Origin of the sequence: Micromonospora globosa, from assembly GCF_000717585.1 — a bacterium.
GTDB lineage: Bacteria > Actinomycetota > Actinomycetes > Mycobacteriales > Micromonosporaceae > Micromonospora > Micromonospora aurantiaca.
In genome coordinates, this window is sequence record NZ_JNZR01000055.1 from 1 (window position 1) to 21213 (window position 21213).

2 protein-coding genes and 1 pseudogene are annotated in these 21213 nt (G+C 75.7%); all 3 read right to left on the reverse strand.

Going from position 1 to position 21213, the window contains the following annotated elements; translation table 11 throughout:
- Positions 1-435: acyltransferase domain-containing protein (locus tag IF06_RS35015; RefSeq protein WP_232236811.1), on the reverse strand; the 435-nt coding region annotated here is incomplete at its 3' end.
- Positions 330-7196 (reverse strand): type I polyketide synthase, encoded by a 6867-nt coding sequence (locus IF06_RS32455; protein ID WP_232236812.1) that lies wholly within the window; start codon positions 7194-7196, stop codon positions 330-332. The genes IF06_RS35015 and IF06_RS32455, both read right to left, overlap by 106 nt.
- Before the next feature lie 47 nt (positions 7197-7243).
- A pseudogene (locus IF06_RS32465) lies at positions 7244-21182 on the reverse strand (type I polyketide synthase).
- Positions 21183-21213 lie beyond the last annotated feature (31 nt).

The window sequence follows — 21213 nt, forward strand, 5'->3', positions numbered from 1 at the left end:
CGACGGACCGTTCACCGCCGCAACGCCCACCCCGGGGAACTCCCCGAGCCGCTCGGCCACCGCCTCCGCCGACAGGTCGACCGACGCCATCGTGCCGGTACCCCGCAGCACCGTCAGCGCACGCGACCGCAACGCGACCGCCTTCGCCGCATCCTCCAGGCTGAGGATCCCCGCCACACACGCCGCGCCGATCTCACCCTGCGAATGCCCGATCACCGCGGCCGGCACCACACCCGCGTGCCGCCACACCGCCGCCAGAGCCACACCCACGGCCCACAGCACCGGCTGCACCACCTCGACCCGCGCCAACCACGACTCGTCCTCGCCGGTCAACACCGACACGAGATCGACATCGAGGTACGGGGCCAGAGCCCGCTGACACTCCGCCAGCCGCGCGTCGAACACCGGCGCACGACCCACCAGACCCGCCGCCATCCGCGCCGACTGCGCACCCTGACCCGGGAACACGCCGACCGGGTCGTAGCCAGGGACCAGCCCACCGCCGCCGCGTCGATGTCGCCGCGCTCACGCACGTACTCCGCGAGACGGGCCGCCTGGCCGGCCAGGGCGCCCTTCGACCGTCCCGACAGCGGCCACAGCACCGCGTCGGAGGCCACGAGCCCGGGGCCGGGCTCGGCCGGTGCCACGGACAGTTCGTCGGCCTGCTCGATGATGACGTGGGCGTTGGTGCCGGAGATGCCGAACGACGACACCGCCGCCCGGCGCGGCCGGTCCACCGCCGGCCAGGGCCGCGACTGCGTCGCCAGCTCCACCGCGCCGGAGGTCCAGTCGATGTGCGGCGACGGCTCGTCCACGTGCAGCGTCGCCGGGACGAGGCCGTGCCGGATGGCCTGCACCATCTTGATCACGCCGGCCACACCGGCTGCGGCCTGGGCGTGGCCGATGTTCGACTTCATGGAGCCGAGCAGCAGGGGCCGGTCGGCGGGCCGCTCCCGCCCGTACGTGGCGAGCAGGGCCTGGGCCTCGATCGGGTCGCCGAGGGTGGTGCCCGTGCCGTGCGCCTCGACCACGTCCACGTCGGCCGTGGTGAGGCGGGCCGACGCCAGCGCCTGACGGATCACCCGCTGCTGCGAGGGGCCGTTCGGGGCCGTCAGCCCGTTGGAGGCGCCGTCGGAGTTGATCGCCGAGCCGCGCACCACCGCGTAGACGGTGCGGCCCTGCCGGCGGGCGTCGGAGAGCCGCTGCACGAGCAGCATGCCGACGCCCTCGGACCAGCCGGTGCCGTCGGCGGACGCGGCGAACGACTTGCACCGGCCGTCGGCGGCCAGGCCGCGCTGCCGGGAGAACTCGACGAAGGCGGTCGGGGTGGCCATCACCATGACGCCACCGGCGAGGGCCATGTCGCACTCGCCGCGCCGCAGCGCCTGGCCGGCCCAGTGCAGCGCGACCAGGGAGGACGAGCAGGCCGTGTCCAGCGACACCGCCGGCCCCTCCAGCCCGAACGTGTACGCCACCCGCCCGGAGATGACGCTGCTGGTCATCCCGGTCAGCATGTAGCCCTCGGCGGCCTCCGGCGAGTACGCGAGCAGCGAGCCGTAGTCCTGGCCGCTGGTGCCGACGAAGACGCCGGTGCTGCTGCCCCGTACGTCGGTGGGGTCGATGCCGGCGGACTCGAAGGACTCCCAGGTGGTCTCCAGCAGCAGTCGCTGCTGCGGGTCCATGGCCAGGGCCTCGCGGGGCGAGATGCCGAAGAAGTTGGGGTCGAACCTGTCGACGCCGCTGAGGAAGCCGCCGCCGCGGGCGTAGAAGGTGCCGGGGGCGTCGGGGTCGGGGCTGTAGAGGCTGTCGAGGTCCCAACCACGGTCGGTGGGCAGGTCGCTGATCGCGTCCACGCCGTCGACCACCAGCCGCCACAGGTCGTCGGGCGACCACACGCCGCCGGGCAGCCGGCAGGCCATGCCGATGATCGCGAGGGGCTCGTCGTCGCCGACCGACACGGCGGTCGTCGTGGGTCGCACGGGAACCGGGGTGCCGGCGATCTCCGTACCCAGGAAGGCCGCCAGGTCGTGCGGGGTCGGGTAGTCGAAGACGAGGGTGGCCGGCAGCCGCATCCCGAACGCGTTGTTGAGCCGGTTGCGCATCTCGACGGCGGTGAGCGAGTCGAAGCCGAACTCGCTGAACGCCCGGCGCGGCTCGATGGCCGCCGGGTCGGGGTAGCCGAGCACGGCGGCGGCCTGGCCCCGGACGATCTCGACCAGCGCGGCGGCCCGCTCGGCGTCGCCGAGCCCGGCGAGCTGCTGCACCAGCGACGCGCCGGTACTGGCCGCGGCGGCGCGGGCGGGCGTGCGGATCAGCGCCCGGTACAGCGGCGGGATGGTCCCGCCGGCGAACTGCACCTTCATCGCGGCGAGGTCCAGCCGGGCCGGGACGAGCGCGGCGTCGGTGGTGCGGCAGGCCGCGTCGAAGAGGGCGAGCCCCTCCTCGGCCTCCATGGCGGCGACGCCGGAGCGGGAGATCCGGTTCAGGTGGACGTCGTCCAGCTCGGTGGTCATGCCGCTGCGGTCGGCCCAGAGGCCCCAGGCGAGGGTGAGGGCGGCGAGGCCGCGCGCCTTGCGGTGCTGGGCCAGCCCGTCGAGGAACGCGTTGGCGGCGGCGTAGTTGCCCTGGCCCGGGCCGCCGGCGGTGGCGGCCAGCGAGGAGTACGAGACGAACGCCTTCAGGTCGAGGTCGGCGGTCAGCTCGTGCAGGTGCCAGGCGGCGTCGACCTTGGGCCGCAGCACGCCGTCCATCCGCTCGGGGGTGAGCGAGGAGATGACGCCGTCGTCACGGACACCGGCGGCGTGGATGACGGCGGTCAGCGGGTGCTCCGCCGGGATGCCGGCCAGCAGCTCGGCCACGGCGCCACGGTCGGCGACGTCGCAGGCGGCGACGGTGACGCTCACGCCGAGCGCCTCCAACTCGGCGCAGAGCTCCGCGACGCCCCCGGCGGCGCGGCCGCGCCGGCTGGTGAGGATCAGGTGCCGGACGTCGTACGTGCTGACCAGGTGCCGGCTCATCAGCCGGCCGAGGGTGCCGGTGGCGCCGGTGATCAGGACGGTGCCGTCGGAGTCGAACGGGGCTGCCGGCGGCTCGGTCGGGGCGGGAACCCGGGTGAGCCGGGCGCCGGCGGCGACGCCCGCGCGGATCACGACCTGCGGCTCGTCGGTCGCGACGGCCGGGACGAGCGCGGCGGCGCAGCCGGCCACGTCGTCGACGTCCACCAGCACGAACCGGTCGGGGTTCTCCGACTGGGCGGAGCGCAGCAGGCCGATCACGGCGGCGCCGGTCAGGTCCGTCAGGTCGGTGTCCCGGTCGGTGGCGACCGCGCCCGAGGTCAGCACCACCAGTCGGGACACCGCGTAGCGCTCCTCGGCGAGGAACTGCTGGAGCACGGCGAGCACCCGGTGGGTCGCCTCGGCGACGGCGCGCGGCACGTCCGCCGACGCGGGCGGGTCGAGCAACGGCAGGACCAGCACGCCGGGCGCGTCCGTCCCGCCGTCCATCGCCGTGGCCAGGGCCGCCAGGTCGGAGTACGCCGCCACGGCCGTGCCGGTGGCGGCGACCGCGTCGGTGAGCGCCGCCGCGTCGCCGAGCACCGCCCAGTCGACCGTGGACGGGCCGGCGGGAAGCGCGAGCGGGGCCCACTCGACCCGGAACAGCGACTCGGTGCCGCCGCCGGAGGCGGTGCGGAGCTGGTCGGCGGAGACCGGCCGCAGGACGAGGGAGCCGACGGAGATGACCGGCGCGCCTGTGACGTCGGTGAGCAGCAGCGAGATGCTGTCGGGGCCGGTGTGCGAGACCCGGACGCGGGCCGCCGCGGCCCCGGCGCCGTGCAGGGCGACGTCGTTCCAGGAGAACGGCAGGCGGCCGAATCCGGGGGGCATGCCCGCCCCGGAGGGCTCCCCGGCCGGCGTGGTCAGGCCGAGGGTGTGCAGCGCCGCGTCGAGCAGGGCCGGGTGCAGGCCGTACCCGGCGGCCTCGGCGGCGGGGGCCTCGGGCAGCGCCAGCTCGGCGAAGAGGTCGTCGCCGCGCCGCCAGGCGGAGCGCAGGGCGATGAACGACGGGCCGTAGTCGTAGCCCTGGGCGGCGAGGTTCAGGTAGAGGTCGTCGGTGCCGACCTCGGTCGCGCCCGGCGGCGGCCAGGTGGTCAGGTCGGACCAGCCGGCGGGACCGCTCGGCACGGCCGGGCCGCTGGCCAGCACGCCGCTGGCGTTGCGGGTCCAGGCCCGCTCACCCGTGCCCTCGGCCGGCTCGCCGTCCTGCGCGGAGTGCAGCGACACGGAACGGCACCCGGTCTCGTCCGCCGGGCCGATCCAGAGCTGGATGTCCACGCCCCCGGTCTCCGGCAGGATCAGCGGCGACTCCAGGGTCAGTTCGCGGACGTGGTCCGCGCCGACGTGCGCGCCCGCCTGGAGGGCGAGTTCGACGAAACCCGTGCCCGGCAGCAGCACGGTGTCGAACACGACGTGGTCGCAGATCCACGGGTGGGTACGCCGGGCCAGCCGGCCGGTGAAGAGGAAGCCCTCGGCGTGCGCGACGCCGACGGCGGCTCCGAGCAGGGGGTGTTGCGCGGGGCGCAGGCCGACCGCGGTGACGTCGCCGGTCCACCCGGCGCCCGCCTCGGGCCAGTAGCGCTGGTGCTGGAAGGCGTACGTGGGCAGGTCCACCCGCCGGGCGCCGGTGTCGGCGAACCACTGCCGCCAGTCGACTGCAACCCCGTGCACGTGCAGCTCGGCCAACCCGGCCAACAGCCCGTGCACCTCGGGCCGGTCCTTGCGCTGCGCGGCGACGGCCAGCACGACGTCGTCGCCGGGCGGGATCTCGCCGACCATCGCGGTCAGTACGCTGCGCGGCCCGACCTCCAGGAACGTGTCCGCCCCGGCGGCGCGCAGCGCGGCGACCCCGTCGGCGAAGCCGTGGCTGACGGTCAGCCGGCGCGTACGCACGCCCCGCTCACGCCAGACCCGCTCCACCTCGTCGAGGGCGTCGACGGCACCGGAGACCACGACCGAGGTCGGCCCGTTGACGGCCGCGATCCCGACCCGGTCGGTCGAGCCGGCGATCGACTCGACCACCGCCACCTCGTCGGCGGCCACCGCGAGCATGCCGCCACCGGCCGGCAGGGCCTGCATCAGCCGGCCCCGCGCCGCCACCAGCGCACACGCGTCGGCCAGCGACAGCACCCCCGCCACGTACGCGGCCGTCACCTCACCGATCGAGTGACCGCCCACGAACTCCGGCGCGATGCCGAACGACTCGACGAGGCGGAACAGCGCCACCTCGACGGCGAACAGGCCCGCCTGCGTGAACACCGTCTGGTCCAGCAGGGCCGCCTCGGCGGAACCCTCCAGCGCGAACAGCACCTCCCGCAGCGGACGCGGCAGCAGCGCGTCCAGGTACACGCACACCTCGTCCAGCGTGGCGGCGAACACCGGGAAGCCCGCGTACAACTCCCGGCCCATGCCGGCGCGCTGCGCGCCCTGGCCGGAGAAGAGCACCGCGAGCGAGCCCCGGCCGCCGGCCTGCCCGGCGACGACCGCGCCGGACGGCTGACCGGCGGCGAGGGCGCGCAGCCCGGCCAGCAGGTCCTCGCGGCCGGTCGCGTGGACCACGGCGCGGTGGTCCAGGGTGGACCGGGAGATGACCGACGAGAAGGCCACATCCAGGGGGCGCAGGGTCTCGTCGGCGGCGATCCGGGCCGCCCAGCGGGCCGCCTGCGCGGCGAGGCCGGCAGCGTCCCGGGCCGACAGCGGCACCGGTACGACCGGCCGCTCGACCACCGGCGCGGCGGCCGACGGGGCCGGCTGCGGTGCCGGGGCCTGCTCCAGGATGGTGTGCGCGTTGGTGCCGGACACCCCGAACGAGGAGACCGCCGAGCGGCGCGGCCGGTCCACCGCCGGCCACGGCGTCGCCTCGGTCACCAGCGAGACGTCGCCGGCCGACCAGTCGACCTCGGGCGTCGGCTCGTCGACGTGCAGGGTGGGCGGTACGACGCCGTGCCGCATCGCCATGACCATCTTGATGACGCCGGCCACCCCGGCGGCCGCCTGCGCGTGGCCGATGTTCGACTTGACCGAGCCGAGCAGCAGCGGCGCGGAGTCCCCCCGCTCCTGTCCGTACGTGGCCAGCAGCGCCTGCGCCTCGATCGGGTCGCCGAGACGGGTGCCGGTGCCGTGCGCCTCCACCACGTCCACGCCGCCGGCGGCGAGGCCGGCGTTGGCCAGGGCCTGCTGGATCACCCGCTGCTGCGACGGCCCGTTCGGGGCGCTCAGCCCGTTGGAGGCGCCGTCCTGGTTCACCGCGCTGCCCCGTACCACGGCGAGGATGGGGTGACCGTTGCGCTGCGCGTCCGAGAGCCGTTCCAGCACCAGGACGCCGACGCCCTCGGACCAGCCGGTCCCGTCGGCGGCGGCGGCGAACGCCTTGCACCGGCCGTCGGCGGCGAGGCCGCGCTGCCGGGAGAACTCGACGAAGGCGGCCGGGGTGCACATGGCGGTGACGCCGGCGACGATGGCCAGGGTGCACTCCTGCTGCCGCAGCGCCTGGCCCGCGAGGTGCAGGGCGACCAGGGAGGACGAGCAGGCGGTGTCGATGGTGACGGCCGGCCCCTCCAGCCCGAAGGTGTACGCGATCCGGCCGGACACCACGCTGCCGGCGTTGCCGGTCATCAGGTGCCCCTCGAGGCCCTGCGCGGCACCCATCAGCACGGTGCCGTAGTCCTGGCCGGTGCTGCCGGCGAAGACGCCGGTGCGGCTGCCGCGCAGCGAGTGCGGGTCGATGCCGGCCCGCTCCAGGGCCTCCCACGAGGTCTCCAGCAGCCAGCGCTGCTGCGGGTCCATCGCCAGCGCCTCCCGGGGGGAGATCGCGAAGAAGCCCGGGTCGAAGTCGGCCAGGTCGTGGACGAAGCCGCCCTGCCGCGTGTACGACGTACCGGCCTGCTCGGGGTCGCTGTCGTAGAGCGACCCGAGGTCCCAGCCGCGGTCGGTCGGGAAGTCGGAGACCACGTCCCGGCCGGACGCGACCACCTCCCACAGGTCCTCGGGCGAGCGCACCCCGCCCGGGAAGCGGCAGCTCATGGAGACGATGGCGACCGGTTCCTGTTCACCGGCTTCCACCTCGCGCAGGCGCTGGCGCACCTGGTGCAGGTCAGCGGTGACCCGCTTGAGGTAGTCGAGAAGCTTCGCCTCGTCAGCCATGGACCGCGCACTCCTTGTGTTGACCCGTCGTCGCAGCAGCGATCACGTCAGGACATCCCCAGCTCGCGGTCGATGAAGTCGAAGACCTCGTCCGGCGTCGCGTCCTGGAGCTTCTCGGCGACGGTGTCGCCGTCCGCCGGGGCGTCGGCCTCGTTGAGGGAGGCCAGCAGCGCCCGCAGCCGCTCGGTGATCCGAATTCGGGCGCTGCGGTCCGGCGCCGAGCCGGAGAGCGCCGCTTCCAACCTGTCCAGCTCGCCGAAGACCGGTGCGACCCCGACCACCCCGCCGTCGACGACGGCGGCCCGCACGTACTCGGCCAGCCCGGCGGCGGTCGGATAGTCGAAGACGACCGTGGCGGGCAGCCGGACGCCGGTCGCCGCGGTGAGCCGGTTGCGCAGCTCCACGGCGGTCAGCGAGTCGAAGCCGAGTTCGCGGAACGCCCGGTCCGGCTCGACGGCGTCCATCGAGGCGTGGCCGAGCACCGCGGCGGCCTGCCCGCGTACCAGCTCCAGCAGGGTCTTGCGTCGTTCGGCGTCGGTCTGCCCGGCGAGCAGGGCGGCCAGGGACTCCGCGGAGACGCCGGTGTCCTCGGCCCGCTCGGCGACGGCCCGCCGCGCCTCGGCCACGCCCGCGATGAGCGGGCTGGGCCGCACGGCCACGAAGCCGGGCACGTAGCGGGCCCAGTCGATGCCGGCCACCATCGTCGCCGGCTCGCCCCGCGCGACGCACTGCGCGAGCGCCGTGAGCGCGGGCGCGGTGTCGAGGCGGGCCACGCCGGTACGCCGGCGGCGCTCCTCCACGGCAGGGTCGGTGGTGGCCATCCCGCCGGCCGCCCAGGGGCCCCAGGCGACCGAGGTGGCCGGCAGGCCCTGCCGGTGCCGCTGCTCGGCGAGGGCGTCGAGGTAGGCGTTGGCGGCGGCGTAGCTGCCCTGACCGGCGGCGCCGAGCTGCCCGGCCAGCGCGGAGAACAGCACGAACGCGCGCAGTTCCCGCCCGACGGTCAGCTCGTGCAGGTGCAGGGCACCGAGCACCTTGGGGCGCAGGACGGTGGCGAGGCGGTCGGCGGTGAGCCCGTCGAGCACCCCGTCCTCGAGGACGCCGGCCGCGTGCACGACGCTGGTCAGCGGCGCGTCGGCGGGTACCTCGTCGAGCAGCTTGGCCAGCGCGGCCCGGTCGGCCACGTCGCAGGCCGCGACGGTCACCCGGGTGCCCGCCCCGGTCAGCTCGCGGACGAGTTCGGCGGCGCCGGGGGCGTCCGCGCCACGGCGGCTGACGAGCATCAGGTGCTCGGCGCCCCGGGCGGCCAGCCAGCGGGCCACCTCCGCGCCGAGCGCGCCGGTGCCGCCGGTGACCAGCGTCGTGCCCGGGTAGCCGGCGTCGTCGGCGGGCGCCTCGCCGCCGGGTGCCCGCACCAGCCGGCGGACCAGGATGGTGGCGCCGTCGACCGCGAGCTGGTCCTCGCCGTCGAGTCCGGCGAGGGCGGCGCAGAGCAGGTCCCAGCCGTGGTCGTCCAGGGTGGCCGGTACGTCGACCAGGCCGCCCCACCGCTCGGGGTGTTCGAGGGCCACGACCCGGCCGAGGCCCCAGAGCAGCGACTGCTCCGGTCGGCCGGGCGTGCCGCTCCGGGTGGTGCCGGCCGCGCCCCTGGTGACGCACCACAGCGGCGCGGCGACGTCGAGGTCGCCGAGCGCCTGGATCAGCGCGAGCGACCGGGCGAGGAACGGCGGCACCGGCTGGGTGTCGTCGACCGCGCCGTCGGCGAGGGCGAGCAGGGACAGCACCCCGTCGACCGGGGCCGGCCCGCCGTCGGCGGTACGGGTGACACCGTTCAGGTGCGCGGTGAGGGCGGCGCGGTCGGTCAGGTTCTCCGGCAGCGACACCAGCCGGACATCGGCGCCCCGGCGGGTCAGCTCGGCGACGGCGGCCTCGCCCTCCTCCGGGTGCCGTGCGTCGGCGATCACCCACCAGGCGCCGGGGAGGAAGCTGACGGGCGTCCCGGTGTACGGCTGCCAGACGCTGCGGTAGCGCAGGTCGTCCAGGGCGGAGCGGTTGCGCTGCTGGCGTCGCCAGGAGGCGAGCACGGGCAGGGCCGCGCCCAGCCGTTCCAGGGATTCCGTCGCGTCCTGCTCGGTGAGTTCCGCGAGCGCGGCCAGGTCCTCGCTCTCGACGGCCGCCCAGAACGCGGAGTCGACGCCGCTCGGGGTCTCCTCGGCGCCGTCCTGCCGGGTCGCCGCGGTCGGCCAGAAGCGGCTGCGGTCGAAGGCGTACGTGGGCAGTGCGACGGTGCCGGTCTCGGCGAGGACCCTGGTCAGGTCGACGGGCAGGCCGATCGTGTGGGCGGTGGCCAGGTTCGTCAGCAGCCGCGTCGCGTCGTCGTCACCGCGCCGCAGGCTGCCCAGCGTGTGCCCGCTCACGCCGGCGTCGTCCAGGATCGCCGTGACCGGCATCGTCAGCACCGGATGCGGGGAGATCTCCACGAACGTCGTGTGACCCGCCTCGACGGCCACCCGCACGGCGGCGTCGAACTGGACGGTCTGCCGCAGGTTCTCATACCAGTAGTCCGCCGTCATCGAGGACGGGTCCACCCAGTCCCCGGTGAGGGTGGAGACGAGCCGGACGTTGCCCTGTCGCGGCGTCACGTCGGCCAGGTCGGCGCGCAACTGCTCCGCGACGTCCTGCACCGCCACGGAGTGCGACGCGTAGTCCACCGGAATCAACCGCGCCCGCACCCCGTCGGCCTGACACGCCTCCACCAGGTCGGCGACCGGCCGCGGCGGACCCGACACCACGACCGTCGACGGACCGTTCACCGCCGCCACCCCGACACCCGGGAACGCCGGCAGCCGCTCGGCCACCGCCTCCGCCGACAGGTCGACCGACGCCATCGTCCCGGTGCCCCGCAGCACCGTCAGCGCCCGCGACCGCAACGCGACCGCCTTCGCCGCATCCTCCAGGCTGAGGATCCCGGCCACGCACGCCGCGCCGATCTCGCCCTGCGAGTGACCGACCACCGCCGCCGGGGTGACCCCGGCGTGCTGCCACACCGCCGCCAGGGCCACACCCACGGCCCACAGCACCGGCTGCACGACCTCCACCCGCTCCAGCCACGACTCGTCGTCACCGGTCAACACCGACACCAGATCGACATCGAGGTACGGGGCCAGAGCCCGCTGGCACTCCGCCAGACGCGCGTCGAACACCGGCGCACGACCCACCAAGCCGGCCGCCATCCGCGCCGACTGCGCACCCTGACCCGGGAACACGAACACCGCACCGGTTCCGGAGGCCGTACCCGTGACGAGGTTCCCCGCCGGCGCGCCGGCGGACAGGGCGTCGAGCCCCGCCAGCAACTCGGCCACGGTGGCCCCGACGACGGCGGCCCGCTGGTCGAACGTCGACCGGGTGGCGGCGAGGGACCAGCCCACCGCCGCCGCGTCGAGGTCGGCGTGCGCGCGGACGTGCTGGGCCAGGCGGGCGGCCTGACCGGCCAGCGCGCCCTTCGACCGCCCCGACACCGTCCAGACGACGACGTCGGAGGCCACGAGCCCCGGGCTGCGATCCTCGGCGGCCTCGCCGTCGGGCTCCACGCTCTCGGCGGGGAGGTCCTCGGGCAGTTCGATGATGACGTGGGCGTTGGTGCCGGAGATGCCGAACGAGGACACCGCCGACCGGCGCGCCCGGCCCACGGCCGGCCACGGCCGCGACTCGATCGCCAGCTCGACGGCCCCGGAGTTCCAGTCGATGTGCGGGGACGGCTCGTCCACGTGCAGCGTCGCGGGGACCACGCCCTCGCGCATCGCCAGCACCATCTTGATCACGCCGGCGACGCCGGCGGCGGCCTGGGTGTGGCCGATGTTCGACTTCACGGAGCCGAGCAGCAGCGGCTCGTCGCGCTCCTGCCCGTACGTGGCGAGCAGGGCCTGCGCCTCGATCGGGTCACCGAGGGTGGTGCCCGTGCCGTGCGCCTCGACCACGTCCACGTCGGCCGTGGTGAGGCGGGCCGACGCCAGCGCCTGACGGATCACCCGCTGCTGCGACGGACCGTTCGGGGCCGTCAGCCCGTTCGACGCACCATCCTGATTGACCGCGCTGCCCCGCACGATCGCCAGCACCTCGTGACCGTTACGCCGCGCGTCCGACAACCGCTCCACCACCAGCACACCAACACCCTCACCCCAGCCCGTGCCGTCGGCACCCGCCGCGAACGCCTTGCACCGGCCGTCGGCCGCCAGGCCCCGCTGCCGCGAGAACTCCACGAACAGCCCAGGCGTCGCCATCACGGTCACGCCGCCGGCGAGGGCCAGGTCGCACTCGCCACGCCGCAGCGACTGCACCGCCAGGTGCAACGCCACAAGCGACGACGAACACGCCGTGTCCACCGACACCGCCGGCCCCTCCAACCCCAACGCGTACGCCCCATCAGCAGGGCCCCATAGTCCTGACCATTCGTGCCCACGAACACCCCTGTTCGCGAACCCCGAAGAACCCCAGGCTCAACCCCTGCCCGCTCGACCGCCTCCCACGAAACCTCCAGCAACAACCGCTGCTGCGGGTCCATCGCCAAGGCCTCACGGGGGGAAATCCCGAAGAAACCGGCATCAAACTCCGCCGCCTCGTAGAGGAAGGCGCCGCTGCGGACGTATGAGGTGCCGGTGGAATAGGGGTCGGGGTCGTAGAGGCGCTCGACGTCCCAACCCCGATCGCCGGGTAGGTCGGAGACGGCGTCGCGGCCGGCGTGCAGCATCTGCCAGAACCGCTCGGGGTCGTTGGCCCCGCCGGGGAAGCGGCAGGACATGGCGACGATGGCCACCGGCTCGTCGTCGCCGAGCGTCACCGGGGCGGCCTCGACGGCCACGGCGGCCTCGCCGCCCAACTCCTCGTGCAGGTGCCGGGCGAGCGCGGTCGGCGACGGGTAGTCGAAGACCAGGGTCACCGGCAGCCGCAGCGAGGTGGCGGTGGCGAGCCGGTTGCGCAGCTCCACCGCCGTCACCGAGTCGAAGCCGAGGTCCCGGAACGCGTGGTGCGGGTCGACGGCCTGGCCGTCGGCGTACTTGAGGACCGCGGCCGCCTGGTCGCGGACCAGATCGAGCAGCGCCTGCTGGCGCTCGGCGGCGCTCATCCGGGTGAACGCGCCGGCGGGGCCGGCCTCGCCGGTCTCCTTCGTCTCGGCGAGGCCCTTGGTGGCCTGCAACCGCTGCGCCTCGGGGATCTCCGAGATCAGCGGACCGGGCCGGGTGGCGGTGAACGCGACGAAGAACCGGTCCCAGGCGATGTTCGAGATGGTCAGGAAGGTCTCGTCGTGCTCGACGGCCTGGTGCAGGGCCGCGACGGCGAGGCGCGGGGGCATCTCGGGCGCGCCGTGGCGGTGCAGCATCCGGCCGAACTCGCCGTCGGCCATGCCGCCGCCGCCCCAGGCGCCCCAGCCGATGGAGGTGGCGGGCAGGCCGAGGGCGCGCCGGTGCTCGGCGAGGGCGTTGAGGAACGCGTTGCCGGGGGCGTAGTTGCCCACGCCGGAGCTGCCGACGGTGCCGGCCATCGAGGAGAACAGGATGAACGCGTCGAGGTCCAGCTCGCGGGTCAGCTCGTGCAGGTTCAGCGCGGTCGTGACCTTTGCGCTGAGCGCGTAGTCGACCTGCTCCAGGGTCAGCGAGTTGATCACCGAGTCGTCGAGGACGGCGGCGGTGTGCACGACTGTGGTCAGCGGGTGCTCGGGCGGCAGGGCGGCGAGGACGGCGGCGAGCGCCGACCGGTCGGCGGCGTCGCAGGCGGCGACGGTGACCCGGGCGCCCAGTGCGACCAGCTCGGCCTCGAGGTCGGCGATGCCCTCGGCCTGCCGGCCGCGCCGGCTGACCAGCACCAGGTGCGCAGCGCCGTTGGCGGCGAGCCAGCGGGCCATGTGTCCGCCGAGCGCGCCGGTGCCGCCGGTGACCAGGGCGGTGCCGGAGGGCCGCCAGGTGCGCGGGGCGGGGGCGTCGCCGAGCGGGGCGTGCAGCAGTCGCCGGCCGAAGGCGCCGGCCCACCGCAGCGCGACCTGGTCCTCGCCGTCGGCGCCGACGAGGACACGGACCAGCCGTCGGCCGGCCGCGTCGTCGAGTTCGTCGGGCAGGTCCACGAGGCCGCCCCAGCGGTCCGGGTGTTCGAGTGCGGCGACCCGGCCGAAGCCCCAGGTGAGCTGCTGGAGCGGGTGCGGCAGCGGGTCGGCCGGGCCGGTGGCGACGGCGCCCCGGGTGAGGCACCACAGCGGCGCGCGGACTCCGGCGTCGCCGAGCGCCTGCACGAGGGTGACGGTGCCGGCGAAACCGACCGGCACCGACTGGTGCGCCGGGGCGGGCGTCTCGTCGAGCGGCAGCAGCGACACGATCCCGGCGGGGCGAGGGCCGCCGTCGGCGAGGTCGCGCAGCCGAGCGGCGAGCGCCGCGCGGTCCGTGCGGTCGGCGTCCAGCGCCAGCGGTACGACGGTGCCGCCGTGCCGCCGCAATGCGTCGGCGCAGAAGTCGGCCTCGGCCGCGCCGGTGTCGTGGGGGCCGGTGAGCAGCCACCAGGTGCCGGTGGCGGGCGGCTCGCCGGAGGCGTCGGGAGCGACGGGCGTCCAGTTGTCCCGGTACCGCCAGGAGTCCACGGTGGCCTGGTCGCGGTGCCGACGACGCCAGGCGGCGAGCACCGGCAGCACGTCGGCGAACGCCGTCTCCGGGACGGGCCGCGACTCGGCCGTGGCGGAGAGTTCGGCCGTGAGCGCGGTCAGGTCCTCCGCCTCGACGGCCGCCCAGAACCGGGCGTCGACCTCGTCGTCGGCCACGGGACCGGCGGCCGCGGGGGCGGGCGCGGTTGACGGCTGCGGCCAGTAGAGCTGCCGCTGGAACGGATACGTGGGCAGGTCGAGACGACGCCCGGCGAGGCCGGCGAAGGCGGGCCGCCAGTCCACGGCCGTACCCCCGGCCCAGACCTCGGCCAGGGCGCGCAGGAAGCGGCCGAGGCCGCCCTCGCCCCGGCGCAGGCTGCCGGTGACGGTGACCGCGTCCGGGTCGGCGGCGGCCAGCTCGACGCTCTCCTGCACGGCCATGGTCAGCACCGGGTGGGCGCTGACCTCGACGAAGGTCTGGTAGCCGGCGGTGACGAGGCTGCGTACCGCCTCGTCGAAGCGGACGGTCTGCCGCAGGTTGCGGTACCAGTAGTCGGCGTCGAGGGCGGCGGTGTCGAGCCAGTCGCCCTCGACTGTGGAGCGGAACCGGACCTCGCCGGTGCGGGGCCGCAGCCCGGCGAGCAGTTCCAGGAGCTGCTCGCGCAGCTGCTCGACGTGGGCGGAGTGGGAGGCGTAGTCCACGGGCACGCGGCGCACCCGCACCTCGCGGGACTCGTAGTGGGCGACGAGCTCGTCGAGGGCGGCGCCGTCGCCGGAGACCACGACGGAGGTGGGTCCGTTGACGGCGGCCAGGGCGATGCGGCCGGCCCAGCGGGCGATCGTCGCGGTGGCCTCGTCGGCGGTGGTGGCGACCGAGACCATGCCGCCGTCCCCGGCGATGCCGGCGATGATCCGGCTGCGCAGCGCGACCACGGCCGCCGCGTCGTCGAGGGTGAGGCCACCGGCGACGTACGCGGCGGCGATCTCGCCCTGGGAGTGCCCGACGACGGCTGCGGGGCGCACCCCGTACGACTCCCAGAGCGCGGCGAGCGAGACGCTGACCGCGAACAGGGTGGGCTGCACGACGTCGACGCGCTCCAGCGACGGGGCGTCGGGCGCGCCGCGCACCACGTCGGTCGGTGACCAGTCGACGTACGGGCGCAGCGCCTCGGCGCAGGCGGCGAACGTCTCCGCGAAGACGGGGGCGGTGTCGAGCAGCTCGGCGGCCATCCCGGCCCACTGCGAGCCCTGGCCCGGGAAGACGAACGCGACCTCGCCCGGCGTGCCGGGGAGGCGGGTGACGGTCTGCGGGCCGGGCCGGCCGGCGGCGAGCGCGTCGAGGGACGCGGCCAGGTCGTCGCGGTCGGCGGCGAAGACGACGGCCCGGTGGTCGTGGGCGGCGCGGGTGGCGGCCAGCGACCAGCCGACGTCGGTGAGCGCGTCGTCGTCCACTGTGCCGAGGTGCTCGCGCAGGTCCCGGCTGCGGGCGGTGAGGGCGTCGACGGTGCGCCCGGAGAGGACCCAGGGCAGTTCCCCGGTCGGCACGTCGGCTGCCGGTCCGGGCTCCGGCTCGTCGGCGGGGGCCTGTTCGAGGATGGTGTGCACGTTGGTGCCGCTGATCCCGAACGAGGAGACGGCGGCGCGGCGTACCCCGTCGGCGGGCTCCCACGGCCGGGCGGAGGTGAGCAGTTCGACGCTGCCGGCGGTCCAGTCGACGTGCGGGGTGGGCTCGTCCACGTGCAACGTGGGCGGCAGCACCCCGTGCCGCATCGCCAGGACCATCTTCATCACCCCGGCCACACCCGCCGCGGCCTGGGTGTGCCCGATGTTCGACTTGATCGAGCCGAGCCAGAGCGGCCGGTCGGCGGGCCGGTCCTGGCCGTACGTGGCGATGAGGGCCTGCGCCTCGATCGGGTCGCCGAGGGTGGTGCCGGTGCCGTGCGCCTCGACGGCGTCCACCTGCTCGGCGGTGAGTCCGGCGTTGGCGAGGGCCTGCCGGATCACCCGCTGCTGGGCGGGGCCGTTGGGTGCGGTGAGACCGTTGGAGGCGCCGTCCTGGTTGACGGCGCTGCCGCGCAGCACGGCGAGGACCGGGTTGCCGTCGCGGCGGGCGTCGGAGAGCCGCTGGAGCACCAGCAGGCCGACGCCCTCGCCCCAGCCGGTGCCGTCGGCGGCTCCGGCGAACGGCTTGCACCGGCCGTCGGCGGCGAGGCCGCGCTGGCGGGAGAAGCCGACGAAGATGCCGGGGGTGGCCATCACGGTGGCGCCGCCGGCCAGGGCGAGGTCACACTCGCCCGTCTGGAGGGCCTGCGCGGCCAGGTGCATCGCGACCAGCGACGACGAGCAGGCGGTGTCGACGGTGACGGCCGGGCCGTGCAGCCCGAAGGTGTACGCCAGCCGTCCGGAGATGACGCTGGCGGAGGTGCCGGTGGCGAGGTAGTTCTCGTCGACGTCCCCGGTCGCCATCAGCAGCGAGCCGTAGTCCTGGCCGTTGGTGCCGACGTACACGCCGGTGCGGCTGCCGCGCAGGGCGGTCGGGTCGATCCGGGCCCGCTCGAACGCCTCCCAGGTGGTCTCCAGCAGCAGCCGCTGCTGCGGGTCCATGGCGAGGGCCTCGCGGGGGCTGATGCCGAAGAAAGCCGGGTCGAACTCGCCAGCTCCGGCGACGAAGCCGCCCTCCCGGACGTAGCTGGTGCCGAGGTGCTCGGGGTCGGGGTGGTACAGCTCGGCGAGGTTCCAGCCGCGCTCGCCGGGCATCAGGCTCAGCGCGTCGGTGCCGGTGGCCAGGAGGTCCCAGAGCTGCTCGGGTGAGGTGACCCCGCCGGGGAAGCGGCAGCTCATGGCGACGATGGCGATCGGTTCGCGGTCGCGGCCGGTGCCGTCGGCGACCACCTCGCCGGTGGTGTGCCCGGCGGTGAGGCCGTGCAGGTGGGCGGCGAGTTCGGCGACCGTGGGGTGGTCGAAGACCAGCGTGGCGGGCAGGGTCATGCCGGTCTCGGCGGTGAGCCGGTTGCGCAGCTCGACGGCGGTGAGCGAGTCGAAGCCGAGGTCGCGGAAGGTGCGCTCGGGCAGCGGCCGGCCGGCCGGGTAGCCGAGCACGACGACGGCCTGGGTGCGTACGAGGTCGGCGAGCTGCGGCAGGGACCGGCCGACCACCACGGCGCGGGCGGGGCCGGTGGGCACGGCGGGCACCCCGGGCAGGGCGGCGATCAGTGGCGTCGGGCGGCCCCAGGAGGCGGCGAGGCGGCCCCAGTCGACGGCGGCGACGGTGACCGCCGGCTCGGCGGTGTTGACCAGCCGGCCGAGGGCGGTGACGGCCTCGGCAGCGGGGAGCGCGTCGATGCCGCCCCGGGCGAGCCGGGCGGTCAGCGCGGCGGCCATGCCGTCCTCGGCCCAGGCGCCCCAGGCGATGGCGGTGCCGGGCAGGCCCTGGTCGCGTCGCCAGGCCGCGAACGCGTCGAGATAGGCGTTGGCCGCCGCGTAGTTGCCCTGTCCGGCGCTGCCGATGATCCCGGCGAGGGAGGAGAAGAGCACGAACGCGTCGAGGTCGCGGTGGGCGGTGGCCTCGTGCAGCACCTGGGCGGCGCGGACCTTGCCGTCGAGGACGGTCTGCATCCGGCCCAGGTCGAGCCCGTCGAGGACGCCGTCGTCGATCACGCCGGCGGTGTGCACGACGGCGGTCAACTCCGGCAGGCCGGCCACGAGGGCGTCGACGGCCGCCCGATCGGTGACGTCGCACGCCACCACCCGTACCGCGCCCAACTCGTCGACCAGCTCGGCCGCGCCCGGCGCCGCCGGACCCCGCCGCGAGGCCAGCACCACCTCGGCCGCCCCGTTGGCCAGCAACCAGCGCGCCACGTGCCGGCCCAGCGCACCCGTACCGCCGGTCACCAGCACCGTCCCGGCGGGCCGCCAGCCCGCACCCGCGGGCGGCGCGGCCGGCACCAGCCGCCGGCCGAAGACGCCCTGCGGGCGGATCGCCACCTGGTCGTGGCCGGCGTCGGCGAGGACGGCGAGCAGCGCGTCCGCCGCAGTGCGCTCGGCGCGGGCGGGCAGGTCGATCAGGCCGCCCCAGCGGTCGGGCTGTTCGAGCGCGACGACCCGGCCCAGGCCCCAGGCCAGGGCGGGCCAGGGGTCGGTGAAGGTCTCGCCGGCCCCGACGCGCACGGCGCCCCGGGTGAGGCACCAGAGCCGGCCGGGCAGACCGGCGTCGGCGAGCGCCTGGGTGAGGGTGAGCAGCAGCGCGGCGCCGACGGAGACAGCCGGGGCGTCCGGCAGCGCCCGGTCGGGCGCGGGGAGCACGCAGAGGACGCCGGTCCAGCCCTGCTCGCCGTGGCCGCGCAGCAGCCCGGTCAGCTCGGCACGGTCGACGCCGGGGGCGACGGTGAGCGTGTCGACGTGGGCGCCCGCGCCGGTCAGCGTGCCGGCCGCCCCCGCGTCGTCGGCGTCGGCGGTGACGACCAGCCAGCGGCCGGTCAGCACCGGGGCGGCGGCGGGGCGTACCGGCTCCCAGTCGATCCGGTACGTCCAGCCGTCCACCACTGCGTCGCGCTGCCGGGCCCGTCGCCACGACGAGAGCACCGGTACGGCCGGGGCGAGGGCCTCGACCGCGGCGGGGTCGTCCTGCACGGCCAGGTGGGCGGCGACCCCGGTCAGGTCGCCGCGCTCCACGGCCGCCCAGAAGTCCCCCTCGGCGGCGTCGCCCGGCGCGGCCGTCACGGCGGTGCCGCCGGCCTCGGGCCAGTAGCGCTGGTGCTGGAAGGCGTACGTGGGCAGGTCCACCCGCCGGGCGCCGGTGTCGGCGAACCACTGCCGCCAGTCGACCGCAACCCCGCGCACGTGCAGCTCCGCCAACCCGGCCAGCAGCCCGTGCGCCCCGGACCGGTCCTTGCGCTGCGCGGCGACGGCCAGCACGGCGTCGTCGGCGGGCAGGATCTCGCCGACCATCGCGGTCAGTACGCTGCGCGGCCCGACCTCCAGGAACGTGTCCGCCCCGGCGGCGCGCAGCGCGGCGACCCCGTCGGCGAAGCCGCGCGGAACCGGGCGAGCATCGGCTCCATCAGCGGGCTGTGGAACGCGTGGCTGACGGTGAGGCGGCGGGTGCGTACGCCCCGGTCCTTCCAGAGCCGCTCCACCTCGTCCAGGGCCGCCACGGCGCCCGAGACCACGACCGAGGTCGGCCCGTTGACCGCCGCGATCCCCACGTCGGCCAGGCCGTCGAGCGTGGCGAGGACGTCGGCCTCGGTGGCCGCGACGGCCAGCATCCCACCCCCGGCGGGCAGCGCCTGCATCAACCGGCCCCGCGCCGTCACCAGCGCGCAGGCGTGCTCCAGCGACAGCACCCCGGCCACGTACGCGGCCGTGACCTCGCCGATCGAATGACCACCGACCAGGTCGGGGGCGACGCCGAAGGACTCCACCAGCCGGAACAGCGCCACCTCGACCGCGAACAGACCGGCCTGCGTGAACACCGTCTGGTCCAGCAGGTCGGCGTCGGCCGAGCCCTCGGCGGCGAAGAGCACCTCACGCAGGGGGCGCGGCAGGGCTCGATCCAGGTGCCCGCACACCTCGTCCAGCGCGGCGGCGAACACGGGGAACTCGGCGTACAACTCCCGGCCCATGCCGACGCGCTGCGCGCCCTGACCCGAGAAGAGCACCGCGAGCTGGCCGCGCGGCGCCCCGGCACCGGTCACGACCGTACCGGCCGGTTCCCCGGCGGCAAGGGCGCGCAGCCCCGCGAGCAGGTCGTCGCGGCCGGTCGCGGACAGCACGGCCCGACGGTCCAGGGTGGAGCGGGAGGTGACCGACGAGAAGGCCACGTCGAGCGGGCGGAGGGTCTCGTCGGCGGCGAACCGGGCGGCCCAGCGGCCGGCCTGCGCGGCGAGCGCGGCGTCGGAGCGGGCGGAGAGCAGCACGGGGGCCACGGTGCGGGCCTGCGGCGTGGTCGCCTCGGCCTCGACCTCGGCCTCGACCTCGGCGGGAGCCGGGGCCTGCTCGATGATGGTGTGCGCGTTGGTGCCGGACACGCCGAACGACGACACGGCGGCCCGGCGCGGCCGGTCCACGGCGGGCCAGGGCGTCGCGGCGGTGGCGAGGGTGACCGCCCCGGCGGTCCAGTCGATGTGCGGGGACGGCTCGTCGACGTGCAGGGTGGGCGGCACCACGCCGTGCCGCATCGCCATCACCATCTTGATCACACCGGCCACGCCGGCGGCGGCCTGCGTGTGCCCGATGTTCGACTTGACCGACCCGAGCAGCAGCGGCGCGGAGTCCCCCCGGTCCTGTCCGTACGTGGCCAGCAGCGCCTGCGCCTCGATCGGGTCGCCGAGCCGGGTGCCCGTGCCGTGCGCCTCCACCACGTCGACCTGCTCGGGCGTGAGGCGGGCGTTGCCCAGGGCCTGGCGGATGACGCGCACCTGGGAGGGGCCGTGCGGGGCGCTGAGCCCGTTGGACGCGCCGTCCTGGTTGACCGCGCTGCCGCGTATCACGGCGAGCACCGGGTGGCCGTGCCGCTGCGCGTCGGAGAGCCGGGTGAGCAGCAGGATGCCGATGCCCTCGGACCACGAGGTGCCGTCCGCGCCGGCGGCGAACGCCTTGCACCGGCCGTCGGCGGCGAGGCCGCGTTGCCGGCTGAAGCCGACGAAGACCGCCGGGGTGGGCATCACCGTCACGCCGCCCGCGAGGGCCAGCTCGCAGTCGCCGTTGCGCAGGGCCTGCGCGGCCAGGTGAAGGGCGACGAGCGAGGACGAGCAGGCGGTGTCGACGGTGACCGCCGGCCCCTCCAGCCCGAGCGTGTACGCGACGCGGCCGGAGATGACGCTCGTGGCGTTGCCGGTGAGCAGGTGCCCCTCGCCGTTCTCGGCCTGCGCCATCATGCCGTCGTAGCCGTGCGACGACGCCCCGACGAAGACGCCGGTGCGGCTGCCCCGGACGGCCGGCAGCGGCAGCCCGGCCCGCTCGAACGCCTCCCAGGACGTCTCCAGCAGCAGCCGCTGCTGCGGGTCCATGGCGACGGCCTCGCGGGGCGAGATGCCGAACAGGTCGGCGTCGAAGTCGGCGGCGGAGTAGACGAAGCCGCCCTCGCGCACGTAGCTGGTGCCCGGGTGGTCGGGGTCGGGGTGGAAGAGGTTCTCCAGGTCCCAGCCCCGGTCGGCGGGGAACGGCCCGATCCCGTCGCCGCCGTCGTGCACGAGCTGCCACAGCGCCTCGGGGCTGTCGACCCCGCCGGGGTAACGGCAGCTCATCGCCACGATGGCGACGGGCTCGGCGTCGCGGGCCTCCAGCTCGCGCAGCCGACGCCGGGTACGCCGCAGCTCCGAGGTCGTACGCTTCAGGTACTCGACGTACTTCTCGTCCTCGTTGCTCACCGTGGACCTACCTCACTCGGCATGCCGATGT

What these genes read in the sequence shown, in the direction of transcription:
- IF06_RS32455 (WP_232236812.1), bottom strand. Translation starts at nt 7,196, where the DNA reads ATGGCTGACGAGGCGAAGCTTCTCGACTACCTCAAGCGGGTCACCGCT.